Genomic DNA, 25,707 nt, shown 5'->3' on the forward strand with positions numbered 1-25,707 from the left:
CACCGCAGTCGGGGCGAAGACCGCCTACATCGCTCCCGGCAGTCCATGGGAGAACGGCTACATCGAGAGCTTCAACGCGCGCCTGCGCGACGAACTCCTCGACGGCGAGATCTTCTACACGCTCAAAGAGGCCAGGATCATCGTGGAAAGCTGGCGTCGGCATTACAACACCGTGCGTCCGCATGGATCGCTCGGCTACAAGCCGCCGGCGCCGGAGGTCTTCATCCCGGCATTCGCGCGGGCGGCCCTGCAACCCCAACCAGCAATGCCGCCCGCGCTGGCGCCACGACCATCATTGCACTAACAATCAAATTGGACCCGTCCGTGGGGGCCGATCACCAAACAGCCTTCACATATCATTAACAATCAAGGCAACGCGGGCGCCAATCGCCAATGAAGCCGTCAATCCCGGCGATTCGATTCCGAGAAGATTCACGAGACCGGCGATTTTGTGGCCGGCATCCGTTTCGATGAGGAAATCTGCGGAAGCCTCGCCTTCACCTGTCAGCTTGGGGCGAATACCTGCATAGTCAGGCAGCAGAGCTTCATCCGGCAAATGCGGCCAATAGCGGCGGATTGCGGCGTAGAATCCGGCTGCACGTGCCGGATCGACGCTGTAATCCTCCTCGCCGGTCCATTCCACATCCGGCCCAAAACGCCCTTGCCCTGCCAGATCGAGCGTCAGATGCACGCCAAGGCCGCCCGGCTCCGGCACCGGATAGATCAGACGCGAGAACGGCGGGCGGGCGGACAGGCGGAAATAGTTGCCCTTGGCCATGTGGAAGGGCCGCAGCGGATAGCCGTCCAGCGTTGACAGCAGCCGCATTGCGAAGAGACCTGCACTGACCACGAGATGGCGGCAGGAAAGCCTGTACCCTTCCGGTCCTTCTATCAGCAGCTCGAAGCCGCCGCCGCTGCGGTGATGGATGGCGGCCACACAGCTGTGCAGCACCACCTGCCCGCCCAGCGAGGTTATGTCTCCCTCCAGCGCCTGCATGTAGCCGTGACTGTCGAGAATGCCGGTGGAGGGTGACAGAAGCGCTGCCTCGCAGGCCAGAGCCGGTTCCAGCGCCTGCGCCTGAGCCCTCGTCAGAAACGCCAGATCATGAACGCCATTGGCAGCAGCGCGGGCGGCAATGCTTTCCAGCTCCGCCACCTGCTCTTCAGACGTTGCAACGATCAGCTTGCCGCAGCGCCGGTGGCCGATGCCGCGCGCGGCACAATAGGCATAGAGCCGCTCCTTGCCTTCCACGCAAAGCTCAGCCTTCAGACTGCCTTCCGGGTAGTAGATCCCGGCATGGATGACTTCGGAATTGCGGGAACTCGTCTCCGAACCGATCAGCCCGTGGCGCTCCAGCACCAGGACCTCGCGCCCGCTTTCAGCCAAAGCACGGGCGGCGGCCAGCCCAACGGCCCCTGCTCCGATGACAACGGTATCCACGTCAAACACGGCCTTCTCCAGCTATGACAGGAATGATCCCGGCAGAAAGGCAGGCAGAAGACCGTGCTCAATTCAAACCGTCAAGCCGAAAGGACATTCAGCCTTCCACCGAAGGCGGCATCAATCCGGGACCAGGGGGAGAAGATACCATAGGTCCCGGCGCCGACGGCCGGCGTGCTGGCGGTTACATCGGTGTTGGAGCAGGAACCGACATTGATGCCGCAGAAGGTGCGTTGGTATTGGTTCCCACCTGAGTATAGACCGGCCCGCCGCTGTCGCCCTCTTCGGAGGCATAGGACGCCAGAACCTGATTGGTCAGGGTCTGCGGCTCGTCATATTCGCCCACGGCGAAGGTGACGCTGACGCCGGTGGCAACCACCTGACCCGCCTGCGGAGCCCCGTTGTTCATGCCCAGCATTTTCACATCAAGGCCGGGCACGATCCCGTCATCCCCGGCGGCAGCCGTCACGCGCAAATAGGGCCCGGCCGCCGTCCAGATCTCTCCCTTGGTGACGGCGGCAGCCGCAGTCCTGGCAACGAAGGCGGCATCGCAGCTGCCGGTCTTCCAGTCGGCGATCACCAGCACCTTGCCGATGTTGTCCTGCGACACCTTGCTGTTCTGGTAGACGGTCGTATTCGTCTTGCTGACCACATGCCCGGAGACGAGGACCCCGTGCTTGGGCGCGATCGAGCCATCATCATAGCTGCAGCCGACGCAGACGGTTCCGGTCAGCACCTGCATATTCCGGTTCACCACCATCTGGATCCCACCCGCGACCGGGCGGATGCGGTTCTGATTGGACATGTGCCGGCGTGCCGTGAAGGGCTGCAGACGCAGCGGCAGGCCGCATGTGAGGTAGCGCAGGTGCGCGAAGGTCTCCTCGGACGGACCTTCGCTGAAATCGAGCCCGGCCGTCAGGACACCGGTTTCCCAATCCACATAGGCCAGCGTCAACGGCAGATGGCCGCGGCCCCGGGTCTGCATGGCGGCCGTCACGGCGCCATGCGCCTGCATCAGATAGTCTTCGATCATCGCCGTCTCTCTCAAGATGCTCCCCGTCCCTGAGGAGGAGACGCATCCATGGGGGCTGGCGTGAAAGACAGACGGCAACACAGCCGGGACTCACCGCAGGGCTTTCGCGCAGGCCTCTACGGCTTAGACGAGCCGGACCTTGCCCGAGGCTTGCAGGGAGTGTCCCTCCCCGGAGAGACTTCGTCATGCCACGGCTTGATCGTGGCATCCATGCCGTTTCAGAAAAGCACACTACACGATCAGGCTAGTCAGACTGCAGAGATCCCATCTCCTTCGTCTTCCCGGACGCAGCGAAGCGGAGATCCGGGACCGGTGAGCCAAGGCCTGCCGGCTATGAACAATGCGAACATGCAACAGGCACCCCGGCTCACCGGTCCCGGCTCGCGCTGCGCTTGGCCGGGATGACGGTGGAGAGGAAAGAGGAAAAGGGCGTTCAAAAACAAACCCGCCGGGCTGCCCCGGCGGGTCTGATATCTCAAGCTGACAGCGCCAGACTTATGTCACCACCAGCGGTCCGGGATGAAGCGGCCGGCAGCCTTTTCGATTACCGCACCAGCCTGGAACAGGGTTTCCTCGCCGAAGGGGCGGCCGATCAGCTGCAGGCCGAGCGGCAGGCCGGTGGAGGACAGGCCTGCAGGCACGGAGAGGCCCGGCAGGCCAGCCATGTTCACCGTCACCGTGAAGATGTCGTTGAGATACATGGCGACCGGATCGGAGAACTCGCCCGGCGCAAAGGCGGCATCCGGGGTTGCCGGGGTCAGGATGGCATCGACGCCCGCTTCAAAGGCCAGATCGAAGTCGCGCTTGATCAGGGTGCGCACCTTCTGGGCCTTGAGGTAATAGGCGTCGTAATAGCCGGCCGACAGCACATAGGTGCCGATGAGGATGCGGCGCTGCACTTCCTTGCCGAAACCTGCGGCGCGGGTGTTCTCGTACATCTCGACAATGTCCTTGCCCGGCACGCGCAGGCCGTAGCGCACGCCGTCATAACGGGCAAGGTTCGAGGAGGCTTCCGCCGGAGCAACGATGTAATAGGCCGGAAGGGCATATTTCGTATGCGGCAGCGAAATATCAACGATCTCAGCCCCAGCTTCCTTCAGCCAGGCGATGCCCTGCTGCCAGAGAGCTTCCACTTCTGCCGGCATGCCTTCGACGCGGTATTCACGCGGAATGCCGATGCGCATACCCTTTACGGACTTGCCGACAGCAGCCTCATAATCGGGCACAGGCAGATCGACGGAGGTGGTGTCCTTGGGATCTACGGAGGCCATGGACTTCAGCAGGATGGCGCAGTCTTCCACCGTCTTGGCGATGGGGCCGGCCTGATCCAGCGAGGAAGCATAGGCAATGATGCCCCAGCGCGAGCAGCGGCCATAGGTCGGCTTGATGCCGACCGTGCCGGTGAGTGCTGCGGGCTGGCGGATGGAGCCACCCGTGTCGGTCGCCGTTGCACCAAGGCACAGGCTGGCGGCAACAGCTGCCGCCGAACCGCCGGACGATCCACCCGGCACCAGCGCCTGGGTGGAGCCGGTTTTGCGCCAGGGGTTCACCACGTTGCCGTAGTAGGAGGTTTCGTTGGACGAACCCATGGCGAATTCGTCCATGTTCAGCTTGCCCAGCATCACCGCGCCATCGGCCCACAGATTGGACGTGACGGTCGATTCATATGTGGGCTTGAAGCCGTCCAGAACATGCGAGCAGGCCTGGGTATGCTCACCCTTGGTGGCGAACAGGTCCTTGATGCCCAGCGGCAGGCCCTCCAGCGCGCCGCCCTCACCCTTGGCCAGCTTCTCGTCGGAGGCCTTCGCCATGGCGCGGGCCTTGTCTGCCGTCACGGCGACATAAGCGTTGATGGCGCTGTTAGAGCCCTCGATGGCGGAAAGGAAGGCATCCGTCAGCTCGGCGGCGGTGAAATCCTTGTTGCGCAGGCCGCGGCGGGCTTCGGCAAGAGTCTGATTGGTCAGATCGGTCATGATGTGATGTCCTTGCCCGGCTTATTCGACGACTTTGGGAACCATGAAGAAGTTGTCTTCGCTGGCCGGCGCATTGGCGACCACGTCGGCGGGATAGCCGCCATCGGTCACGCCATCAGCGCGCTTCTTCATCGTCTGCGCCACCACGGAGGTCAGCGGCTCGACGCCTTCGATGTTCACTTCATCCAGCTGCTCGACGAACTGGAGAATGGAATTCAGCTCGCCGGTCATGCGCTCGGCATCCGCATCGCTCACCTTGAGGCGGGCAAGACGCGCAACGCGCTTCACCGTATTGATATCGACAGACATGGCGTTTCCTCGTGCCGGATGGTCTCATGAAGACAGATGTCCCCTTATTCCGCTGTGCTTGTCCAAAGGCAAGGGTGGCCGGGGCTTGAGGATGGAGGCGGAATGGATTACGGTATGGAGGGATACCGCAATAAGACGCATTGAGATGCAGCCCGGATTAATGAGCGGATTTTCAGCGCAAGGTCTCTCCGCACCCTCCCCCTGGCGGGGAAGGGTAAGGGGTGGGAGGCTGGGAGCTCACAACCATCTGAAAGATGGATATTTTCTTGAAGAGACATCAAGAGGAACAGCTGCCCGTAATCAATGACTTTTCTGCCAAGCGGAAACGCTGCCCCCTCACCCCTCCCCACGAGGAGGAGGAGGGCTGAAAAGCCGTGCCAAAGCCACCATGACCCAGCCTCAAACCAACTCCCTCTCCCCGCGTGGACGCCATCAGGATGAGGCGCTGACGCTGCGCATTCTTGACGCCGCGCTGAAGGCCATTGCAGACCATGGGCCGGAGGGCGCAAGGCTGGCGGATATTGCGCGGACGGCGGGAACTAGCCAGCAGGCGCTGCACCGGCGCTGGCCGGACAAGGCCGGGCTGATGCTGGCCGCAATTGAGCATGGAATTGCGGGGCTATCGGACCTGCGTGCCGGGCGGGCCGGGTTTCAGCGCACCACGGCGGGGGAACTGGCGGCATTCCTGAGCCAAGCCTGCCAGCGGCTGTGCGGAACGGTTCTGGGCCGCGCACTCGCCCGCCTGCCCCGCAACGCTCAAGGCTGCCCGATGGCGCAGCTCGCGGCAGGGCTGGAAGATGAATGGCGGCTTGCCCTGCGGCAGATGCTGATTGCCACGCCCTTTGAGGCCGCCCTTGCCGCCCGTATCGAGCTGCTCACCGGCTTCCTGCGCCTTCAAACGGGAGCGCCAACTCCGCCGCAGCAACGGCTGATCGAGGACACGGCAGCGCTGGTTCTGGGGCTGATTGCCCCTGCACAGCCGCAAAGCCCCGGCAGCACGGAGGCTGCGATGCCGGGGCTGTGAGGTCTATCCTTGCGGATACGGCACGAGGTCGGGCCGCAGCACCTGCGGGGCTTCCTCCACCGGCTGACGGGTGAAGCCCTTCACACTCGAGAACGCTTCCGCATCGCGCTGGATCTCGACCGGGCTCAGCACATAGGCCGCCGCCAGTTCCGCCAGCGAGCGCAGCGCATGCATGTGGATGCGCTCATAGCCATGGCTGGCATCGACGCCGAAGGTGGCCAGCGCGGTGCGCACGTCCGCTCCTGCCTCCACAGCCGAAGCTGCATCGGAGCGGTAGTAGCGGAACACATCATTCTGGTAGCGGATGTCATGCTGGCGGCAGAGTTCCACCAGTTTGCGGGTCAGATGATAGTCGAATGGCCCGGTCTGGTCCGCCATGGCGATGGTGACGCCGAACTCGTCCGAATTCTGCCCCGGCGCCGTGGTGCCGTTATCGATGGCAACCAGCGAGGCGATGTCCGGCGTCAGAACGGCGCCTGCCCCGTGGCCGGTTTCCTCGGCGATGGTGAAGAGGAAATAGGTGTCCACCGTCGGCACGCTGCTGTCCTTCACCAGCGCCTTCAGCGCCGCCAGCATGACGGCGACGCCCGCCTTGTCATCCAGATGCCGTGAGACAATGAAGCCATTGGGCAGAAACTCCGGCTGCGGATCGACCGCCACCATGTCGCCGATTTCGATACCAAGGCGGTGAAGATCGGTGGCCGTGCGGGACAGCGCATCGACGCGGGCTTCCACATGGGTCCAGCCGGTGGGCTGGGTGTCCACTTCCGTGTTGAAGGTGTGGCCGGAGGCCTTCAGCGGCAGGATGGTGGCGCGGTAGGCGCCTGCGCCTGAAAAGATGGTCACCCGCGCGCCTTCGGCAAAACGCGCCGACCAGTGGCCGACCGGCACAAGCTCCAGCCGCCCGTTGGGCTTGAGCGCCTTCACCTGCGCTCCCAGCGTGTCGAGATGGGAGACGATGGCCCGGGCCGGGCGCGGCGCCTCGCCCGGAAGCCGGGCACGGATCGCGCCGCGCCGGGTCATTTCATAGGAAATGCCAAGATCTTCCAGATAGGCACAGACCCAGCGCGCCACCTCATCGGTGAAGCCGGTGGGGCTTGGCACGTTCAGCAGCGCCACCAGCACCCGCTCCAGCTCCTCCACATCAATGGACGGCAGGCTCAAAGCTCACCTCCCCCGCGCCAGGCGGCCCGGACGGGCTGGGGCATGGACAGCGGAAACAGGAAATCGACGAAGCGCTCCGCTGTCGGCTGCGGCTCGTGGTTGGCAAGGCCGGGGCGCTCGTTCGCCTCGATGAAATGATACTCCGGCTCGCGCGGGCTCTTCACCATCAGGTCAATGCCCGTCACCGGGATCTCGATGGCTTTCGCCGCCCGCACCGCCGCGTCGACCAGCGCGCCGTGGGTCTCGCCGGTCGCGTCATGGATGGTGCCGCCGGTGTGCAGATTCGCCGTACGGCGCACGCGAACAGTGACGCCCGCCGCCGGAACATCATCGAGAGCATAGCCTTCCAGCGCCAGACAGCGTTCGGTCTCTGCATCCATCGGGATACGGGACTCGCCCCCTGTTGCCGCAGCCCGGCGGCGGGACTGGGCGGCGATCAGATCGCGGATCGGCGTCGCGCCGTCGCCCGTGACTTCCGCCGGCTTGCGGATGGCGGCGGCAACGACCTTGTAGTCGATCACCACCAGCCGCAGGTCCATGCCCTCGACGCAGGCCTCCAGCAGCACATCGGCGCAAGTGTTGCGGGCCACGGCAATGGCGGCCATGGTTTCCTCAAGGCCGGTGAGGCCGATTGCGATGCCCTTGCCCTGCTCGCCGCGTGCCGGTTTCACGACCACCTTGCCATGGGCAGCAAGGAAAGCCTTGACGGTTTCCTCGTCGGTGGCCAGCGCCTGCGCCGGAACGCTGATGCCGGCCTGTTCCACCACACGGCGGGTGGCGGCCTTGTCATCACAGATCGACATGGCAACGGCGCTGGTGAATTCGGACAGCGACTCCCGGCACTTCACCTGCCGACCGCCATAGGACAGGCGGAAGAAGCCGCCTTCCGCATCGAGAATATCGGCATGAATGCCCCGCCGCCGCGCCTCGTTGACGATGATCGCCGCATAAGGGTTCAGCGCCGCATCCACAGCAGGCCCGGCATAGAGCGCCTCGTTGATCGTGTTCTTCTTCTTCACCGTGAAATAGGGCACGCGGGAAAAGCCCAGCTTCTCGTAGAGCTTTATGGCCTGCTCATTGTCATGCAGCACGGAGAGGTCCATGAAGGGCCGCCCGCGCCCCTTGAAATGTTCGGCCAGACGGCGCACCAGCGCCTCGCCAACACCGGGAAACTTCGCCTTGGGCGAAACGGCCAGGCACCAGAGCGAAGCCCCGCTCGCCGCGCCATCCGTTGCCCGCTCATGATCCACACCCATGGCGGTTCCGGCGATCTCGCCGGTTTCCTCTTCCTCGGCGACAAGCACAGTCACCGTCCGCGCGTCCATCTGTGACCAGAAGAAATCGAGCGGCACAGGCACCATGCCGCGCTCCGCATAAAGCCGGTTCACGGCCTCAGCATCGGCGCGCGAGGAGGCGCGGCGGATGGTGAAGCCGGGCCTGCGGTTGCGGGCCGTGCGGTAGGTCGCCAGATCCAGCCGGAACATGTGCGAGGGATCGAGAAACAGATCTTGCGGGGCAGCCGCCAGCAGCACATGCGGATCGCGCACATAGATGGCGATATCCCGCCGCCCCGGCACTTCGGCGAGCAGCGCCTCCACCAGCGGCTTCGGCTCGGCGAAGGTATCTCCGAAAATCAGCCGCCCCCAGCCGCAATCAACGCTCGCATCCGGGTCACCACCAGCCTCATCCAGGCGTATGCCCGGCTTCAGCCCATGCTCACGCAGCCGCAGCAGCCGGTGGTCATAGGCCCGGCGCGGACGGTTCAGCTCAAGTTCGCTCATGGATCAGATTCCCTGTTCCTGCAGCCACATTTCCAGAAGGCCCACCTGCCACAGGGCAGAACCCCTGAGCTTCGTCAGATGTTCCCTCGGCTCAGCCAGAAGCATGTCCGCATAGCGGGTGTTGAACAGGCCGCGCTGGCGCGCCGCCGGGCTGTGCAGGGCCTCGCGCACCATCTCCAGCGTCTCGCCCTCAAGGTATTTCAGCGCCGGCACCGGGAAGTAGCCCTTGGGCCGGTCGATCACATCCGCCGGGATCACCTTGCGGGCCACATCTTTCAAGACGCCCTTGCCGCCCTGTGCCAGCTTGTGGCGGGCGGGAATGCGGGCCGAAAGCTCCACCAGCTCATGGTCGAGGAACGGCACCCGAGCCTCCAGGCCGAAGGCCATGGTGTGGTTGTCCACGCGCTTCACCGGATCGTCCACCAGCATGATATTGGTGTCGAGCCTGAGCGCCTTGTCCACCGGGTCGGCAGCGCCGGGCTGGGCGAAATGCTGCTCGACGAAGGCAAGGCTCTCGTCGCGCTCCGGCAGATACTCCGGGTTCACCTGCTGGCGAAGTTCGGCATCCGTGCGGTCGAAGAAGGCATCCGCGTAATCGGCCACCGGCTGGTTCGAGCCGGCCAGCGGCGGATACCAGTGATAGCCGCCGAAGACCTCATCCGCCCCCTGCCCGGACTGCACCACGGTGATATGCTTCGACACCTCCCGCGACAGCAGATAGAAGCCGATGTTGTCATAGGAAACCATCGGCTCGGACATGGCCTTCACGGCGGCGGGCAGCTCGGCGCGCATATCGGCGGAGGGCACGAAGATCTTGTGGTGTTTTGTGCCGTAGTGGCGGGCAATCAGATCCGAGTAATGGAACTCGTCGCCCTTCTCGCCATTGGCCTCTTCGAAGCCGATGGAGAAGGTCGCAAGGTCCTTCTGCCCCTCTTCGGCCAGAAGGCCGGTGATGAGGCTGGAATCCACCCCGCCCGACAGGAGCACGCCCACCGGCACGTCGGCCACCATGCGGCGGCGCACGGCGGTGCGCAGGCCGTCCAGCACCATGTCGCGCCATTCTCCGGCGGACCGGGTCTCATCCGCATTGCTGCGTTCGAACTCCGGCTTCCAGTAGACATGATCGGAGAAGCTGCCGTTCACATCATAGGTGCGGATGGTGGCCGCGGGCAGCTTGCGCACGCCCTTCAGCACGGTGCGCGGCGCAGGCACAACCGCATGCCATGTCATGTAATGGTGGATGGCGACCGGATCGAGCGTCGTGTCGATCCCCCCGCCCGCCAGCAGCGCCGGCAGCGTCGAGGCAAAGGCGAGGCGCCCCTTGCTTTCGGCCAGATACAGCGGCTTGATGCCGAAACGGTCTCGCACCAGATGCACCCGGCCCGTGTCGCGCTCATGCACGGCGATGGCGAACATGCCGTGGAACCGCTTCACGCAATCGCGGCCCCACTGGGCCCAGGCCTTCAGAATCACTTCCGTATCGCTGGTGGAGGCAAAGCGCTGGCCGAGTTTGCTCAGTTCTGCCCGCAGCTCCGCATGATTGTAGATGCAGCCGTTGAAGACCAGCGACAGGCCGGCGTCCCGGTCCTGCATCGGCTGGGCGCCGCGCTCGCTGAGATCAATGATCTTCAGCCGCCGGTGGCCGAGCGCAACGCGCCCCTGCTGGGTGACCCCCATGCCATCGGGTCCGCGGGCAGCCATCGCGCGCACCATCGCGTCCACGCGCCGCACATTCGCGTCGCCATCGCCAAAGACCACTTCTCCACACAAGCCGCACATATCCGGGCCGAGCCTCCATTTGCTATTATTGGTGTATAATATATAGGGATCTAATCATTAGAGTTCAAATCATCAGGGCAAATCATGCCGCAGAACGCCGAAGCCACCCGTATTTTCAAGGCCTTGCGCCGCATCGTCCGCGCCATTGACCTGCGCTCGCGCGAGGTCGCACGCACGGCGGGACTGACCATTCCGCAGATTGTGGTGCTGCAGGCGATCCGGGATCTGGGGGATGTGACGACGAAAGCGCTGTCCGCTCAAGCGGATCTGAGCGCAGCCACGGTGGTGACCATTCTGGACCGGCTGGAAGAGCGCGGGCTTGTGGCGCGGGAGCGTTCAGCCATGGACCGGCGCATCGTCCATGCCCGGCTGACGGAGGAAGGACGCACGCTGCTGGAACGCGCGCCTGCCCTGCTGGACGAGGAATTTGAAGCCCGCTTCGCCCGCAAGGACAGCGCGGCCCAGCAGTCCCTCGCCAGCGCCATTGAGGAAATCGCCGCCCTCATGGACGCCCACCGCCTCGACGCAGCGGCCATCCTGACGACGGGCGAGATGACGGCGAAAGCACCGGAGTGAGGCCAGATGCGCCTGACTGTGGAGGAGAGAAGCTTGAGCCAGCCGCATGGCACAGAAGTTCTTCTCCCCTTGATAACGAGCGCCAGGATGCAGGTGCTCACGCCCGGATGATGTTGTGTTCCGGGCCGAAGGGAAAGCCGGTGATGTTTTCGGCGCCAGATTCCGTAACGATCAGAATGTCGTGCTCGCGGTAACCGCCCGCGCCCGGCATGCCTTCGGGGATCATGATCATCGGCTCCATGGAGACGACCATGCCCGGCTCCAGCACCGTATCCACATCCTCGCGCAATTCCACCGCAGCCTCGCGGCCATAGTAATGCGACAGTACGCCGAAGGAATGGCCGTAGCCGAAGCTGCGGTATTGCAGGAGGTCATGCTGACGGTAGATGTCATTGAGTTCCATGGCAATGTCGCAGCAGCGGGCGCCGGGGCGGATCAGCTTCAGCCCGGCCCGGTGAACGTCGCAGTTCACCTCCCAAAGACGCAGATGTGCATCCGAGGCATGCTCGCAGAAGAGCGTGCGCTCCAGCGCGGTGTAATAGCCGAAGATCATCGGGAAGCAGTTGAGACTGAGAATGTCGCCTGCCTTGATCTTGCGGTTGGTGACCGGATTATGCGCGCCATCGGTGTTGATGCCGGACTGGAACCAGACCCAGGTGTCCATCAGCTCCACGAAGGGGAACGAGGCGGCGATTTCCCGCACCATGGCCTGCGTGCCCGCAAGCGCCACCTCATGCTCGCCAACGCCAGCCGCAACGGCTGCCGTGATGGCTGCACCGCCTATATCGCAGATGCGCGTGCCATGGCGGATCAGCAGATGCTCCTCGGCGCTCTTGATGGTGCGCATGCGCATCACCGCATCGCTTACGTCAACGAGTTCGATGCCGGGAAGCGCGGCTTCCAGCAGGGCCTTCAGGTCGAGCGGCACATGGTCGAATTCGATGCCAAGCCGCTTCGGCTTGCGTCCGCCACGCAAGAGGATTTCGGAGACCGCATGGAAATAGTTGTCCTTGCGCCAGTCGGTATAGGTCAGCGCCGTGCCATGCACCCGCCGCCAGGGCTGGCCGCCATCGATGCCCGGAACCACCGCCGTTGCGGCCTCATCATCGACGATGAAACCGAAGCGCCGGCCGAAGGCGCAATAGAGGAAGCCGGAGAAATAGCAGATGTTGTGGTAGCTGGTGAAAAGGCAGGCATCCACACCGAGTGCCGCCATGCGGGCGCGAAGCCGGTCCTGCCGGCCTTGCATCTCTCCTGCTGAAAACGGCGACCAGCTCTTTTCGCCGTTCTCGATCACCTGCAGCCGCATCATGTCTTCCGCCATATCCATCGCTCCATCTTGGCGGGCCGGTTTGACCCGCCCCTGATCACCCGCCCCTGATCACCAGCCCCTAGTCACCGGAGATCTGAAACCAGAACGGGCCGGCCCCCCGAATGGGAAGCCGGCCCGCCAGGCCTGAACTCGGTGCTGGAAGAATGCCCGGAACTGGCGTACCGCCCCGGGTCTCCAAAGAGCCTCAAGAGGCCTTGGAGGAAGCATCATTCCAGCGGTGTCATGCCGCTCCGCTGCGCGGAACATGCGTTTGAATTTGCTTCAGTCTGCGTGATCCGGGCGCATCTGATCAAGCGGAGCAACGCGCCAAACACTTGTCAAAATGCGCCAGCTCCCGGGTCCGCCTGCCACATCAGGCCGGTGTCACGCCGCGCAGCCGTTCCGACCGGCGGCGCAACAGTTCCAGCACGGTCAGAAGAATGACCGACAGCAGCACCATGATCGAGGCGACCGCCAGAATGGTGGGCGAAATCTGCTCGCGCAGGCCGGTGAACATCTGCCAGGGCAGCGTCTTCTGACCGGCAGAACCGAGGAACAGCACCACCACCACTTCGTCAAAGGAGGTGATGAAGGCAAAAAGCGCGCCCGACACCACACCCGGCAGGATCAGCGGCATCTGCACCTTGAAGAAGGTGCGGACCGGCCCTGCCCCCATGCTGGCGGAAGCGCGCACCAGGCTCTGGTCAAAGCCGACCAGCGTCGCCGTCACCGTGATGATGACGAAGGGCGTGCCGAGCGCCGCATGGGCCAGAACCACGCCCCAATAAGTGCCCTGAAGGCCGATGCGGGAGTAGAAGAAATACATGCCCGCCGCCGAGATGATCAGCGGCACGATCATCGGCGAGATCAGGATCGCCATGATGGTGGAGCGGAAGGGCACGTGGTTCTGCGACAGGCCGATGGCGGCCAGCGTTCCGAGCACGGTTGCAATCAGCGTCGCCGCCGGTGCGATGATGAAGGAATTCCTCAGCGCCTGCTGCCAGTCCGGATTGGTGAAGAAATCCACGTAATGCTTGGTGGAATAGCCTTCGGGATCCAGCGCCAGCATGGCCGGTGTGAAGGTGAAGAAGTTCTCCGCGTTGAACGAGAGAGGAATGATGGTGATGATCGGAAAGATCAGGAAGAAGAAGATCAGCGCGCAGATCGTGCGGAACGTGTAGTGCCACGCGATCTGGCCAGCCGATGCGTAAGGAGGAAGGGATGACATGGTTTCTCTCCTTACCCGAGCTTCACATTGTCGATGCCGACGATCTTGTCATAGACATAGAACAGCACCATCACGGCCAGCAGCAGCAGGGCACCGAGCGCAGCGGCCAGACCCCAGTTGAGTGACGTGGAGATGTGATAAGCGATGCGGTTGGAAATGAAGATGCCCGAAGTGCCGCCCACCAGTTCCGGCGTGATGTAGTAGCCGATGGCCAGAATGAAGACGAGCACCGCCCCTGCCCCGATACCGGGCACGGACTGGGGGAAATAGACCCGCCAGAAGGCCGTCCAGTCATTGGCCCCCAGCGAGCGTGCCGCCCGCATGTAGGACGGAGAGATGGTCTTCATCACCGAATAGAGCGGCAGGATCATGAAGGGCAGCAGGATATGCGTCATGGCGATGACCGTGCCGGTGGCATTGTTCATCATCACGAGGCGTCCGTCATTGCCGATCAATCCCACCCAGACCAGAAGATCGTTGATGACGCCCTGCTGCTGCAGCAGAACCTTCCAGGCGGAGGTGCGCACCAGAAGGCTGGTCCAGAACGGCAGCAGCACCAGGATCATCAGCAGGTTCGACGTGCGCAGCGGCAGCTGCGCCAGCAGGAAGGCCACCGGATAGCCCAGAAGGACGCACATGAGAGTGATGGCAATGCTCATCAACAGCGTGCGGCCGAAGAGCATGATGTAGATGCGCTCGTTCTCCGGCAGGCGCTCGATTCCCTCCGGCCCTTTCTTCGCATCGACAGCAGCCAGAAAATAGCCCGGTGTGTAGGTGCCGGAATAACGCTTCAAGGTGGTCCAGACATCGAGCCGGCCCCAGTCCTTTTCGGCAGCGATCATCTGTTCCTTGATGCCGGGGCCGGAGAGGTCTTCAACAATCCGGCCAGACTTGCGCATCAGGCTCGACATGCCGGAAGTCTCGTAATTGAGACGGGTGCCAAGCCGGGTGTGGGTTTTGGCAGCAACCGCTTCCTTCAGGTCTTCAGCCAGTGCGGCAAAGGCCGGCTCGCCGGGCAGTTCACCGGTGGCCGGGTCCCAGTCCTGAAGTGCCACCACCGTGCGCGGCAGCGTGTTGGGCACGATGCTGTTGTCGACCGAACGCAGCAGCATGTCGAAGATGGGTGCTGCGAAAGTTATCAGGATGAAGAAAAGCAGCGGCGCGATCAGGATGAAGGCGCGCATTTTCTCGCGGCGCAGCGCCCTGGCAAGGCTTGCCTTCAGAGGGCGGCCATCCTGGGTCAGCACGGGGCCTGACGGAGCAGCTTCGCCCGTCCGTGATCCGCTTGGTCCCGCTCCGCCTGAAGCGGCTGCGGCTGGCGCATCGGCTATGGTCATAAGGTCGGCAAATCCAGCTTGAGTATCTGTTCTGGCCATAAAGCCGCAGCAGAAGCGCACCTCGCCCAGCCCCGGTTTTGGCCTGACCCTGATCCGTTTGCCGGGCAGCGGCCTCTGCCGCACGGCAAACGGTCTCATGCAGGGTCCCGGACGGCTGCCACCATAGCAGCCATCCGGCGCATCAGCAGGCTTACTTGGTCAGCCAAACCTGGAACGCGGCTTCCACCTCATCCTGGTTGTCGGCCCACCACTCGATGTTGTTGACCAGATAGTTCTTCTGGTTTTCCGGGTTGGTCGGCATGTGCGGCGCCATCTCGATGCCGAGTTCGGCATGCTTGCCGACGAGCGGCTGCGACGAGGCACGGGCCGGGCCGTAGGAGATGTACTTGGCCTGATCCGCCAGACGCTGGGTGTCGGTGGCGAACTTGATGTACTCCTTGATCAGCGGCAGCTTGTCTTCCGGCACCTCAGCGGGGATGATCCAGCCGTCGAAATCAAAGACCTGCCAGTCCCACAGCATGGCAACCGGCTGCTTCTGCTCCTCGATCACCGAGAACAGGCGGCCGTTGTAGGTGGAGCCGATCACCGCTTCGCCGTCGGCAAGGCGCTGCGGCGTCTCGGCACCGGCCGACCACCAGATAACATCGCCCTTGATGGTGTCGAGCTTGGCCAGCGCCTTCTGCAGCCCTTCCGGAGTGGACAGGACCGTATAGAGATCATCCTTGGCAACGCCGTCGCAGAGCAGTGCCCATTCGAGGTTCTTCTTCGGGCGCTTTTCCAGACTCCGCTTGCCGGGGAATGTGGTTGTGTCGAAGATGTCACACAGGCTCGTGGGCACCTTGCCGTTCCAGGCGGCCACATCCGTGCGGTAGCCGAAGGTGGTGGAGAACACGATCTGCGGAATGAAGCACTTGTTGATCAGCGACGGGCCGAAGTCCGCGGTAGCAGGCGTGCCATCCGGAGCGGCGGCCAGCCATTCGTCAAAGTCGATCTCCATGGCCAGGCCTTCGTCGCACAGGCGCTGGCTATCCGGGCCTTCCACGTCGACCACGTCCCAGGTGACGTTGCCAGCCTCGCTCATGGCGCGCAGCTTGGCGACTGCCTCGTTGGACGATTCATCATTGATGATCTTCACGTCCGGACGCAGTTCCATGAAGGGCTTGTGATAGGCGTTGTTCTGCGACGCCGAATAGGCGCCGCCCCAGGACACGATCGTCAGATCCGTGGCGCTTGCGGCGCCAGCCGACAGAACAAAGGCCGAAGCCATAAGTGTGCTTGCCAGTCTCATTAGTGCTGCTCCCCTTTTTTGAGCATTGGGCCGGTTGCCGGCCAATCAGGCGCAGGCTGTTCCGCCTGCCCGTCCATTACGCTACGGCATCGAGTGCCTTGCAATCCTTCTTCGCCCAGCCGACCGGCACTGTGCTGCCGGTTTCAAGCTGGCGCCGGTCGGCGCGGTTGCGCACCTTGACGATGAATTCGCTGTTGCCGCAGACCGTCATGCGCACGCGGATATGGTCGCCCAGATAGATCAGCTCCTCGATCCGGCCCTGCAGCATGTTGTCCATGGGCTTTTCCGGCGCGAGTTCGACGCGTTCCGGGCGCAGCGACACGGTGGTGAAATCGCCTGTGCCGCCCACATTCACCTTGTCGGCCAGAAGCCGGGTGCCGTCAGGCAGCATCACCTCGCAGGAGCCATTGTCCACCGAGACCACGGTGCCGTTCAGCTTGTTGTTCTCGCCGATGAACTGCGCCACGAAGGAATTCTGCGGCTCCTCGTAGAGCAGGTCCGGCGTCGACAGCTGCTGGATGATGCCGTCATTGAACACGGCCACCCGGTCCGACATGGTCAGAGCTTCGGTCTGGTCGTGGGTCACGTAGACCACGGTGACGCCGAGATTTTCGTGGATGTGCTTGATTTCATACTGCATCTGCTCGCGCAGCTGCTTGTCGAGCGCGCCCAGCGGCTCATCCATCAGCACCAGCTCCGGATCGAAGACGAGAGCGCGGGCCACGGCCACACGCTGCTGCTGGCCGCCGGACAGCTGGGCCGGGCGGCGGGAGCCGAGCTTGCCCAGTTCCACCATCTCCAGCGCCCGCTTGACCTTGGCCTCCTGCTCCGCCTTGGCCATGCCGCGCACCTGCAGCGGAAAGGCCAGGTTTTCAGCCACGGTCATATGCGGAAAGAGGGCATAGTTCTGAAACACCATGCCGATGCCGCGCTTGTGCGGCGGCACCTTGTTGATCGGCTTGTTGTTCAGAAAGATTTCGCCGTGCGTTGCGGGTTCGAACCCGGCCAGCATCATGAGGCATGTTGTCTTTCCGGACCCGGAAGGCCCGAGCATCGTGAGAAATTCCCCGGGAGGAATATCCAGATTGAGATTTTTGACGACGAGACTTTCACCGTCATAGCTTTTCTGGACATTCTCGTAACGGACTGACGCCCCTCGTTTTTTCGCCATCTGTTCCCCAATTGCGATGCGGGCGGATTTTTATTTTATGCCGCTCACGCATTTATTACCGGGACCATGCCCCGGCGAACCCCGTCGCGATGACCTCTTGAACCGTCATCTCGAACGCTAGGAAAGCAAAAAATCGAACATAACAAAAGGGGGCATTTGGAATTTTTTGAACGTTTTTTATTCAGGATCGAAGTCAATATTTGCGCACACCCAATTGCGCAGGAAAATTTTTCCCAGAATTCCCCATTGCAGCCCAAGCCATTCCGGCGCCGCTCGAAATCTGGAGGATTTCCGCCCCAAACCGCTGCCTGACGAAAAGGCAGGCGCAGGCATCCCTCGCAACCTGCACAGGGAAGCATCAGGAACGGGCAATCACGTGCAAGCCTCAAAGCGCCATGGAGCCGCCTGAATGCGACACTTCATCCGGCACTGTCATCCACCCTCCGGCCGGCCACTGCCTGGTTTTCTGTCCCTGCCCTACCGCGCCAATGCTTGGCGCAGCTTGCCCGCCCCTTACAGCGCAGCTTAAATGCCGCCTGTGAGTGAAAGCTCTGAAAGGATTCGGGGGGCCGGTCATGCAGCACGAAAATGGCACTTCCGCGGTCCGGCAGGCGGTCATCGGCACGGCCCGGGCGCTGGTCACGCGCGGCCTGACGCGCGGCACATCGGGAAACGTGAGTGCCCGCTGCGAGAACGGCTTTCTCATCACTCCATCCGGGCGGCCCTATGAGAGCCTGACGCTGGATGACATCGTCTTCATGGACATGGACGGCGGCTATCATGGCAGCGTCCTGCCCTCTTCCGAATGGCGGATGCATCTCGACATCTACACCGCCCACCCGGACGCCGGCGCCGTGGTGCATTGCCACTCGCCGCGGGCAACGGCGCTCGCCTGCCTGCGCCGCCCCATTCCGCCGTTTCATTACATGATCGCGATTGCGGGCGGTGATCACATTGCCTGCTCGGCCTATGCCACATTCGGCACCCGCGCCCTGTCAGAAGCCATGCTTCAGGCACTCGGACCCCGCCGCGCCTGCCTTCTCGCCAATCACGGCCAGATCGCCTATGGCCGGGATCTGCCGAAGGCGCTGGCCCTGGCGGAAGGCGTGGAGGAACTGGCCGACCAGTATCTCTCGGCCCTCTCCGGCGGCGAGCCTGTGCTGCTGTCTGCCGGGGAGATCGAACGGAACATCCGGAAGTTCAAAAACTATGGCAAGCAGCTGGGGGACCTTGACCCGGATGCGGGCGATGCCTTTGAAATGCCGCTGCAACGCGCCTGAGGCGTCCTTGCAGTGCAAAAAATGACGGACGGGAGCACTCATGCGGCTTGGAATTGACTGGGGCGGCACCAAGATGGAAATCATCGCGCTGGATGACAGCGGGATGGAGCTTTACCGCGAGCGGATGCCGACACCGCGCGGCGACTATGCCGGCTGCATCGAGGCCGTGGCCCTGCTGGTGGCCCATGCGGAAAAGGCAACCGGGCTGACCGGCACGCTGGGGCTCGGCATTCCCGGCTCCATCTCGCCGGGCACCGGCCTCGTCAAGAACGCCAATTCCACCTGGATGAATGGCATGCCGCTGGACAAGGATCTGGAGGCCCGTCTCGGCCGTCCGGTCCGCATCCAGAATGACGCCAACTGCCTTGCGGTCTCCGAGGCGACAGATGGCGCGGGCGCGGGCGCGCATTTCGTGCATGCCATCATCATCGGCACCGGCTGCGGTTCAGGGATCGCCATTGATGGCAAGGCCCATCGCGGGGCCAATGGTATCGGCGGCGAATGGGGCGCCATCCCCGTGCCATGGATGAAGGAAGACGAATATCCCGGCCCCGAATGCTGGACCGGCCATCGCGGCACGATCGACCGCTGGTGCTCCGGAACCGGCCTTGCCCTCGACTACCGCACGGCAACGGGCCGGGACCTGAAGGGCCACGAAATCATCGCCGCAAAGCGGGCCGGGGAAGCCGAGGCCATCGCGTCCTACGAGCGCTATGTCAGCCGCCTCGCCCGTGCCATGGCCATGTCCGCCAATCTCATGGACCCGGATGTCTTCGTGCTCGGCGGCGGCATGTCGAATGTGGACGAGCTTTACACGGACCTGCCCCCTGCCATGGCACCCTATATCTTCTCCGACACTTACGGCGTGCCGATCCGCAAGGCCGTCCACGGCGACAGCTCCGGCGTGCGTGGCGCGGCCTGGCTGTGGAATGATTGAAGGCTGACGGCCTCCTCTGCCTGCTTTCCCGGCGGAAGTGAGACCGAAGTCCGGGACGGCAGCGTGTGGGCCTCGGGTGAGATGGCCTGAGGCCGCGCACTGTCACGCCACGGGCACAAGCCGCGCCAGACATACTGCCCCGTCACCACCGAGGATCAGCGGTGTATCTTCTTCATCTGCAATGACAAGACAATCGCGCGGCTGAAGCGTCTCTCTGCCGCTCTTGGCCAAGGCAACGGTGACACGGCCTGACACGCAGACCAGCGCGATGGTTTCCTCTGCGCCGGGACCGGAGCATTCGAGACCGTTGCCCTCCTCAAGCGTCACCCGCTCCATGGAGTGACGGAAAGCCCCGCGGCGGGTCATGATGTTGAAATCCAGCACCGGGCCATCGATGAGCCGGCCTGTGACGGCAACGCCGCCGTCAAAGCTGGTGAAGGCGCCGGGCGTGCTGAGGATCGTTTCTCCATCAGCGCCGAAATCGAGGCCGATGCCTGCCCCGTCCACCAGCGCCAGCGTCCGGTCAATGCCGGTGAAAGCCGAGAACGGGCCATCACTGGCAACCTCGGCCATGGAGAGCCGCCAGCCGAAGTCGTCAAGCCCGGCCGCTTGCGGGAAGACGGCGAGTTCATGCGTGATGCCGCCGCCGTTCTTCCAGGGCATGGCCCGCGCCATACCCCAGCGGATGAGGTGTACCGCCATCAGAACATCGCCTTCGGCAGGAAGGTGGCGATCTGCGGCAGGAACCAGATCAGCGCCATGGCGAGGATCTGCAGCAGGATGAAAGGCACGACGCCCTGATAGATCATGCCCGTGGTGACTTCCTTGGGCGCTGCCCCGCGCAGGTAGAACAGGGAGAAACCGAAGGGTGGTGTCAGGAACGAGCTTTGCAGGTTGATGGCGATCAGCACCGCCAGCCACACCGGATCATGCCCCATGAGGATCAGCGGCGGGATCAGCAGCGGCAGCAGGATGACGGCGATTTCCACGAAATCGAGGAAGAAGCCGAGCACGAAGATGAAAGCCATGGCAAAGATCAGTGCGCCCGTAGGCCCTCCCGGCATGGCCGCCAGAATATTGGCCACCCGGTGCTCGCCGCCAAGGCCGACGAAAACCAGCGAGAAGAAGGACGCCATCAGGATGGTGGCGAAGATCATCGAGGTGACCACCATGGTCTGGATCAGCGCCGGGATCAGCGTGCGGGCGCCAAAGGACCGGCGCAGCGACACGGCAACGGCGGCAAGGCCGGTCAGGGCGAGCAGCGCATAGGCACCCGCCACCGTGTATTCCTGCGCCCCGGCGTCCGAACGCTGCAGGCGCACCGGATAATATCCGGCTGCCAGCACCAGCACGAAAAGCGCAATGGCACCGCCCAGGATCAGCCGCTTCGGGCCGCCCTGCTTGTAGCCGGCGAGCAGAATGGCGCCAATGGCCCCGACGGACGCGGCCTCGTTGGGCGAGGCAACGCCGAAGAGCACGGCGCCCAGCACCGCGACGATGAGAATGACGGCAGGCAGGATCGCGCCCATCACCTCACCGCGTGTGGCCTTGCGGTCCAGATCCTTCATGGCCGGTGCATCCGCCGGCACCAGCCAGGCGCGCAGCAGCACATAGAGCACATAAAGCACCACCAGCAGCAGTCCCGGCAGCAGAGCCGCGGCAAAGGTCTGGCCGACGGAAATGGTCTCGATGGAGAATTTGCCCTGCTTGTACTGCGCCTGCTGGAAGGCGGAGGACATGACATCGGCGAGAATGATCAGCAGCGTCGAGGGCGGGATGATCTGGCCGAGCGTGCCGGAGGCGCAGATGAGCCCGGCCGACAGGCGCGGATTGTAGCCGTTGCGCAGCATGGCCGGCAGGGCAATCATGCCCATGGCCACCACCGTTGCGCCGACGATGCCGGTGGAGGCGGCCAGCAGCGCGCCGACCAGCACCACGGAGACGCCCAGCCCGCCGCGCATGGAGCCGAACAGGCGGCCCATGGTTTCCAGAAGGTCTTCGGCAATCCGGCTTTTTTCAAGGATCACGCCCATCAGCACGAAGAGCGGAATGGCCGTCAGCACCGGATTGGTGAGCACCGCAAAGAACCGCTGGCCGAGCGCGCCCATCAGCGACAGGTTGAAGTCACCCAGTGCAAAGCCGAGCAGGGCAAAGCCCGTCGCCACACCGGCAATGGTGAAGGCAACCGGATAGCCGAGCAGGATGAAGCCGATCAGTGCGGCGAACATCAGGATATCAAGCGGGATCATGCGGCGCTCCGCAGCTTGAGGCAGTCACGCAGGAAGGCGGCAAGGCCCTGCAGCAGAAGCAGGACGCAGAACACCGGAATAAGGCTCTTCAACAGGAAGGATGCGGGGATGCCACCAACGGAAATCGGCCCTTCCAGAATGGCCCAGGAGCGCTGCACGCTGGGCCAGGAGTAGACGAGCAGCATGACGAGCGAGGCGCCCAGCAGCGCCACATGGCCGAAAAGGTCAATCACCGCCTGCCCGCGCGCCGTCATGCGGGCGTAATAGATGTCCACCCGCACATGGCCGTTGACCATCAGCGTGTAGCCTGCCCCCAGCATGAAGACGCTGGCATGCAGATACAGCACGCCCTCATTGAGGAAGATCGAGCTGTAGCCGAACACATAGCGCAGCAGCACAATGACGAACTGCAGCAGCACCATCGCCAGCGCGAACCAGATCGTCACCGCGCCCACTGCCCTGCTGACCCAATCCAGAGCCCTGGCAAGCCGTTCCATTCCCTCTTGTCCCCTGCTGCTGCGGGCGTTTGCCGCCCTGATCATATTTGCTTTCGTTTCACCTTCGTCCGTCATCCCCGCGCAGGCAGGTATCCGATCGCCCCGGTGTTTGGGCAATGCCCGCACCGGATGCAAGGAGGGGGAAGGACTAACGCTTCGCCGCAGCCCCCCTCTCCCCCTTGAGGGGGAGATGTCTGCGCAGCAGACAGAGGGGGTAGCAGCGCTCCGGCAGAGCATAATCTCTCTCACAAACAGACAGTCCGTTCCCCCCTTCCGCCCCCTGCCGGGAGCATCTCCCCCTCAAGGGGGAGAGGAACGGGCGTCTGACTGACTGTCCGGTATAAACATCGTCCGGAGCCTGCGGCACTCTCCCCGGCACCGCGAGCACCCCGGATACTGGATCACGGTCTTGCAGCGATGCGGCAAACCGGGATAAGCCAGAGGCAAACCCCGGCGCGGCTTTTACTCCGCGCCGGAGGGGATGGCTCAGCCGTAGTTGTAGTCGAGGCCGCGGGCGTTCATCTGGCCGGCGTCCGCATAGGGCATGTATTCGACCATCAGCTTGCGGTACTCAAGGAAGCTTTCGGTGATCTTGCGCACCAGCTCGTCATTGCTTTCGCGCAGTTCCTTGACCACCTCGCCCATGGCATTGCCCATGGCGATGACGATCTCGTCCGGCAGCTTGCGCACGGTGACGCCATGCTTGGCTGTCAGCTCGCGCAGGGCCATCGCGTGCTTTGTGTTGTACTCGGTGAGCACCGGATTGTAGAGGCTTTCGGCCGCATAGGCGACCGCCTGCTTCAGGTCGTCCGGCAGGGCTTCCCAGGCCTTGAGGTTAACTGCGCATTCTTCCGCCGAACCCGGCTCGCCGACGCCCGGCGCATAGTAGTTCTTGGCCACCTGCTGCAGGCCAAGGGCGCTGTCGGACCAGGGGCCGATGAACTCGCCCGCATCCAGCGCGCCGGATTGCAACGCCTGGAACATGGCAGGGCCAGACATGGCTTCAACCGCCATGCCCAGCTTGGCGCAGACTTCCGAGTTGAGGCCGGTGGTGCGGTACTTCAAGCCCTTGAGGTCATCCACCGTCTTGATTTCATTGCGGAACCAGCCGAACCATTGCGGGCCGGAATTACCGCAAAGGAACGGCTTCAGGCCGAAGCGGCCATACATCTCGTCATAGAGCGCCTGACCGCCGCCCTGCATCAGCCAGCCGATCTGCTCGATGGCGGTGAGGCCCAGCGGCTGGGAGCCGAACAGCAGGATGCCCTTGGACTTGGAGCCCCAATAGGCCGGAACCGCGTGGTAGATCTCCGCCGTGCCTTCGGCCACGGCATCGAACACGCCGGGACCGGGGACGATTTCGCCGGCGGCGAAAAGCTCCACTTCCAGCCGCCCGCCCGACAGGGCGGTGATGCGGTCTGCCAGCATCTGGGCGGCAACGCCCGGGCCCGGCAGGTTCTTCGGCCATGCGGTGACCATGCGCCACTTGGTGATGCCCTGAGCAATGGCCGGGGTGGCAAGGGTTGCGCCCGTTGCCGTTGCCGCCGCACCGATGCCCGCTGCCTTGAGGAAGTCACGTCTTTGCATGTCAGTTCTCCATCCTGCTGGTTCCACTCATGAAATGCCTGCTTCTGATTTTTTCAATCTTTCAGGATCGCAGGCAGGTTAAGTCCGTTCTCGCGGGCGCAATCGAGGGCGATCTCGTAGCCTGCATCCGCGTGGCGCATGACGCCGGTGGCCGGGTCGTTCCACAGCACATTGGCGATGCGCCGGTCTGCCGCTTCGCTGCCGTCGCAGCAGATCACCATGCCGGAATGCTGCGAGAAGCCCATGCCGACGCCGCCGCCGTGATGCAGCGACACCCAGGTGGCGCCTGACGCAGTGTTGAGCAAAGCGTTCAGAAGCGGCCAGTCGGACACGGCGTCCGAACCGTCCTTCATCGCTTCCGTCTCGCGGTTGGGCGAGGCAACGGAGCCTGAATCGAGGTGATCGCGCCCGATGACGATGGGCGCCTTCAGCTCGCCGTTGCGCACCATTTCATTGAAGGCAAGGCCGAGCCTGTGGCGCTGGCCAAGCCCCACCCAGCAGATGCGGGCCGGCAGGCCCTGGAAGGCAATGCGCTCACGCGCCATGTCCAGCCAGTTGTGCAGGTGGGCATCGTCCGGGATCAGTTCCTTTACTTTCTGGTCGGTCTTGTAGATGTCTTCCGGATCGCCCGACAGCGCACACCAGCGGAACGGCCCGATGCCGCGGCAGAACAGCGGGCGGATATAGGCAGGCACGAAGCCGGGGAAGGCAAAGGCATTCTCCAGCCCTTCGTCCTTGGCCACCTGACGGATGTTGTTGCCATAGTCGAGGGTCGGCACACCGGCGTTCCAGAAGTCCACCATCGCCTCCACATGCACCCGCATGGAGGCACGGGCCGCCTTCTCGACGGCCTTGGGATCGCTCTCCTGCTTCGCCCGCCATTCGGCAACGCTCCAGCCGGAAGGCAGATAGCCATGCACCGGATCATGGGCCGAGGTCTGGTCGGTGACGATATCCGGGCGCGGGCCGCCCGCCTTCATGCGCTTGACCAGTTCCGGGAACACGTCCGCCGCATTGCCGATCAGCGCCACGGACTTGGCCTCGCCCGCCTTGGTCCAGCGCTCGATCATCGCCAGCGCCTCGTCCAGAGAATGGGTCTTTTCGTCCACATAACGGGTGCGGATGCGGAAGTCGGCGCGGGTCTCGTCGCATTCCACCGCAAGGCAGCAGGCGCCAGCCATGACGGCGGCCAGCGGCTGCGCGCCGCCCATGCCGCCGAGGCCGCCGGTCAGGATCCACTTGCCCTTGAGATTGCCGCCATAGTGCTGGCGTCCGGCCTCCACGAAGGTTTCATAGGTGCCCTGCACGATGCCCTGCGTGCCGATGTAGATCCACGACCCGGCGGTCATCTGGCCGTACATGGCCAGGCCCTTCTTGTCGAGTTCGTTGAAATGGTCCCAGGTGGCCCAGTGCGGCACGAGATTGGAATTGGCAATCAGCACGCGCGGCGCATCCGCATGGGTGCGGAACACGCCCACCGGCTTGCCGGACTGGACCAGCAGCGTCTCATTGTCTTCCAGCGCCTTCAGCGCCGCGACGATGCGGTCAAAATCATCCCAGGTGCGCGCCGCCCGGCCAATGCCGCCATAGACCACCAGTGCATGCGGGTTCTCGGCCACATCCGGGTGCAGGTTGTTCATCAGCATGCGCAAGGGGGCTTCCGTCAGCCAGCTCTTGGCATTGAGCGTGGTGCCGGTAGGCGGGAAAATATCACGCTGGTTATGGCGGGGATTGGTCATGT

22 protein-coding genes are annotated in these 25,707 nt (G+C 63.6%); 5 read left to right on the plus strand and 17 right to left on the minus strand.

What is annotated here, in order from left to right:
- Window positions 1-304: integrase core domain-containing protein (locus ASC48_RS17150; RefSeq protein WP_141659003.1), on the plus strand; the 304-nt coding region annotated here is incomplete at its 5' end.
- Window positions 305-349: 45 nt separating this feature from the next.
- Here ASC48_RS17150 and ASC48_RS17155 read toward each other — a convergent pair.
- The 4 genes from ASC48_RS17155 to gatC all read right to left on the minus strand — a co-directional run bounded on the left by ASC48_RS17155 (window position 350) and on the right by gatC (window position 4,756).
- Entirely contained in the window at window positions 350-1,450 is a 1,101-nt protein-coding gene (locus ASC48_RS17155) for an NAD(P)/FAD-dependent oxidoreductase (RefSeq protein WP_055456924.1), read from the minus strand.
- 175 nt (window positions 1,451-1,625) lie between these two features.
- Complete coding sequence (locus ASC48_RS17160; RefSeq protein WP_055456925.1) at window positions 1,626-2,474, minus strand: chymotrypsin family serine protease; 849 nt, start codon at window positions 2,472-2,474, stop codon at window positions 1,626-1,628.
- Window positions 2,475-2,974: 500 nt separating this feature from the next.
- Entirely contained in the window at window positions 2,975-4,447 is a 1,473-nt protein-coding gene (gatA, locus tag ASC48_RS17165; protein ID WP_055456926.1) for an Asp-tRNA(Asn)/Glu-tRNA(Gln) amidotransferase subunit GatA, read from the minus strand.
- A 21-nt stretch (window positions 4,448-4,468) separates the two neighbouring features.
- Window positions 4,469-4,756: an Asp-tRNA(Asn)/Glu-tRNA(Gln) amidotransferase subunit GatC gene (gatC, locus tag ASC48_RS17170; RefSeq protein WP_055456927.1), complete on the minus strand. Its 288-nt coding sequence runs from the start codon at window positions 4,754-4,756 to the stop codon at window positions 4,469-4,471.
- A 388-nt stretch (window positions 4,757-5,144) separates the two neighbouring features.
- Between gatC and ASC48_RS17175 the strand changes: the two genes are divergently transcribed.
- Window positions 5,145-5,780 carry a TetR/AcrR family transcriptional regulator gene (locus ASC48_RS17175; RefSeq protein ID WP_055456928.1) on the plus strand — a complete coding sequence of 212 codons (636 nt, stop codon included), beginning with the start codon at window positions 5,145-5,147 and terminating at the stop codon, window positions 5,778-5,780.
- 3 nt (window positions 5,781-5,783) lie between these two features.
- Here ASC48_RS17175 and ASC48_RS17180 read toward each other — a convergent pair whose 3' ends face one another.
- Genes ASC48_RS17180 through ASC48_RS17190 form a run of 3 tightly spaced genes read right to left on the minus strand, consistent with a single transcriptional unit; the run spans window position 5,784 to window position 10,504 of the window.
- Window positions 5,784-6,938 carry an osmoprotectant NAGGN system M42 family peptidase gene (locus ASC48_RS17180; protein WP_055456966.1) on the minus strand — a complete coding sequence of 385 codons (1,155 nt, stop codon included), beginning with the start codon at window positions 6,936-6,938 and terminating at the stop codon, window positions 5,784-5,786.
- 2 nt (window positions 6,939-6,940) lie between these two features.
- Window positions 6,941-8,725, minus strand: a complete 1,785-nt coding sequence (ngg, locus tag ASC48_RS17185) for an N-acetylglutaminylglutamine synthetase (protein ID WP_055456929.1) — start codon at window positions 8,723-8,725, stop codon at window positions 6,941-6,943.
- A gap of 3 nt (window positions 8,726-8,728) precedes the next feature.
- Window positions 8,729-10,504 (minus strand): N-acetylglutaminylglutamine amidotransferase, encoded by a 1,776-nt coding sequence (locus ASC48_RS17190; RefSeq protein WP_055456930.1) that lies wholly within the window; start codon window positions 10,502-10,504, stop codon window positions 8,729-8,731.
- Between the two features lie 84 nt (window positions 10,505-10,588).
- Between ASC48_RS17190 and ASC48_RS17195 the strand changes: the two genes are divergently transcribed.
- Window positions 10,589-11,080, plus strand: coding sequence for a MarR family winged helix-turn-helix transcriptional regulator (locus ASC48_RS17195; protein WP_055456931.1), 492 nt, complete (start codon window positions 10,589-10,591; stop codon window positions 11,078-11,080).
- 97 nt (window positions 11,081-11,177) lie between these two features.
- On the opposite strand, the gene ASC48_RS17200 is transcribed toward ASC48_RS17195, so the two are convergent.
- From ASC48_RS17200 to ASC48_RS17220, 5 genes are all read right to left on the minus strand, one after another.
- Complete coding sequence (locus tag ASC48_RS17200) at window positions 11,178-12,404, minus strand: M24 family metallopeptidase (RefSeq protein ID WP_055456967.1); 1,227 nt, start codon at window positions 12,402-12,404, stop codon at window positions 11,178-11,180.
- Between the two features lie 361 nt (window positions 12,405-12,765).
- Entirely contained in the window at window positions 12,766-13,620 is an 855-nt protein-coding gene (locus tag ASC48_RS17205) for an ABC transporter permease (protein ID WP_055456932.1), read from the minus strand.
- An 11-nt stretch (window positions 13,621-13,631) separates the two neighbouring features.
- Entirely contained in the window at window positions 13,632-14,957 is a 1,326-nt protein-coding gene (locus ASC48_RS17210) for an ABC transporter permease (RefSeq protein WP_208975798.1), read from the minus strand.
- Between the two features lie 190 nt (window positions 14,958-15,147).
- Window positions 15,148-16,245 carry an extracellular solute-binding protein gene (locus ASC48_RS17215; RefSeq protein ID WP_055456934.1) on the minus strand — a complete coding sequence of 366 codons (1,098 nt, stop codon included), beginning with the start codon at window positions 16,243-16,245 and terminating at the stop codon, window positions 15,148-15,150.
- 76 nt (window positions 16,246-16,321) lie between these two features.
- Window positions 16,322-17,416, minus strand: a complete 1,095-nt coding sequence (locus ASC48_RS17220; protein ID WP_055456935.1) for an ABC transporter ATP-binding protein — start codon at window positions 17,414-17,416, stop codon at window positions 16,322-16,324.
- A gap of 575 nt (window positions 17,417-17,991) precedes the next feature.
- On the opposite strand from ASC48_RS17220, the gene ASC48_RS17225 reads away from it, so the two are divergent.
- Both ASC48_RS17225 and ASC48_RS17230 read left to right on the plus strand, forming a co-directional pair.
- Complete coding sequence (locus ASC48_RS17225; protein ID WP_055456936.1) at window positions 17,992-18,696, plus strand: class II aldolase/adducin family protein; 705 nt, start codon at window positions 17,992-17,994, stop codon at window positions 18,694-18,696.
- Between the two features lie 40 nt (window positions 18,697-18,736).
- Window positions 18,737-19,633, plus strand: coding sequence for an ROK family protein (locus ASC48_RS17230; RefSeq protein WP_055456937.1), 897 nt, complete (start codon window positions 18,737-18,739; stop codon window positions 19,631-19,633).
- 102 nt (window positions 19,634-19,735) lie between these two features.
- On the opposite strand, the gene ASC48_RS17235 is transcribed toward ASC48_RS17230, so the two are convergent.
- From ASC48_RS17235 to hutU, 5 genes are all read right to left on the minus strand, one after another.
- A complete protein-coding gene (locus tag ASC48_RS17235; protein ID WP_055456938.1) occupies window positions 19,736-20,335 on the minus strand; it encodes a HutD/Ves family protein in 600 nt (199 codons plus the stop codon).
- Entirely contained in the window at window positions 20,335-21,882 is a 1,548-nt protein-coding gene (locus ASC48_RS17240; protein ID WP_055456939.1) for a TRAP transporter large permease, read from the minus strand. Before ASC48_RS17240 ends, ASC48_RS17235 begins: the two co-directional genes overlap by 1 nt.
- Entirely contained in the window at window positions 21,879-22,379 is a 501-nt protein-coding gene (locus ASC48_RS17245) for a TRAP transporter small permease subunit (protein WP_019966381.1), read from the minus strand. The genes ASC48_RS17240 and ASC48_RS17245 overlap by 4 nt, the downstream gene beginning before the upstream one ends.
- Window positions 22,380-22,865: 486 nt before the next feature.
- Window positions 22,866-23,966: a TRAP transporter substrate-binding protein gene (locus ASC48_RS17250; protein WP_055456940.1), complete on the minus strand. Its 1,101-nt coding sequence runs from the start codon at window positions 23,964-23,966 to the stop codon at window positions 22,866-22,868.
- Window positions 23,967-24,019: 53 nt separating this feature from the next.
- A complete protein-coding gene (gene hutU, locus ASC48_RS17255; RefSeq protein WP_055456941.1) occupies window positions 24,020-25,705 on the minus strand; it encodes a urocanate hydratase in 1,686 nt (561 codons plus the stop codon).
- Window positions 25,706-25,707: the final 2 nt, after the last annotated feature.

The organism is Pannonibacter indicus (genome assembly GCF_001418225.1).
Taxonomy (GTDB): Bacteria; Pseudomonadota; Alphaproteobacteria; order Rhizobiales; family Stappiaceae; genus Pannonibacter; species Pannonibacter indicus.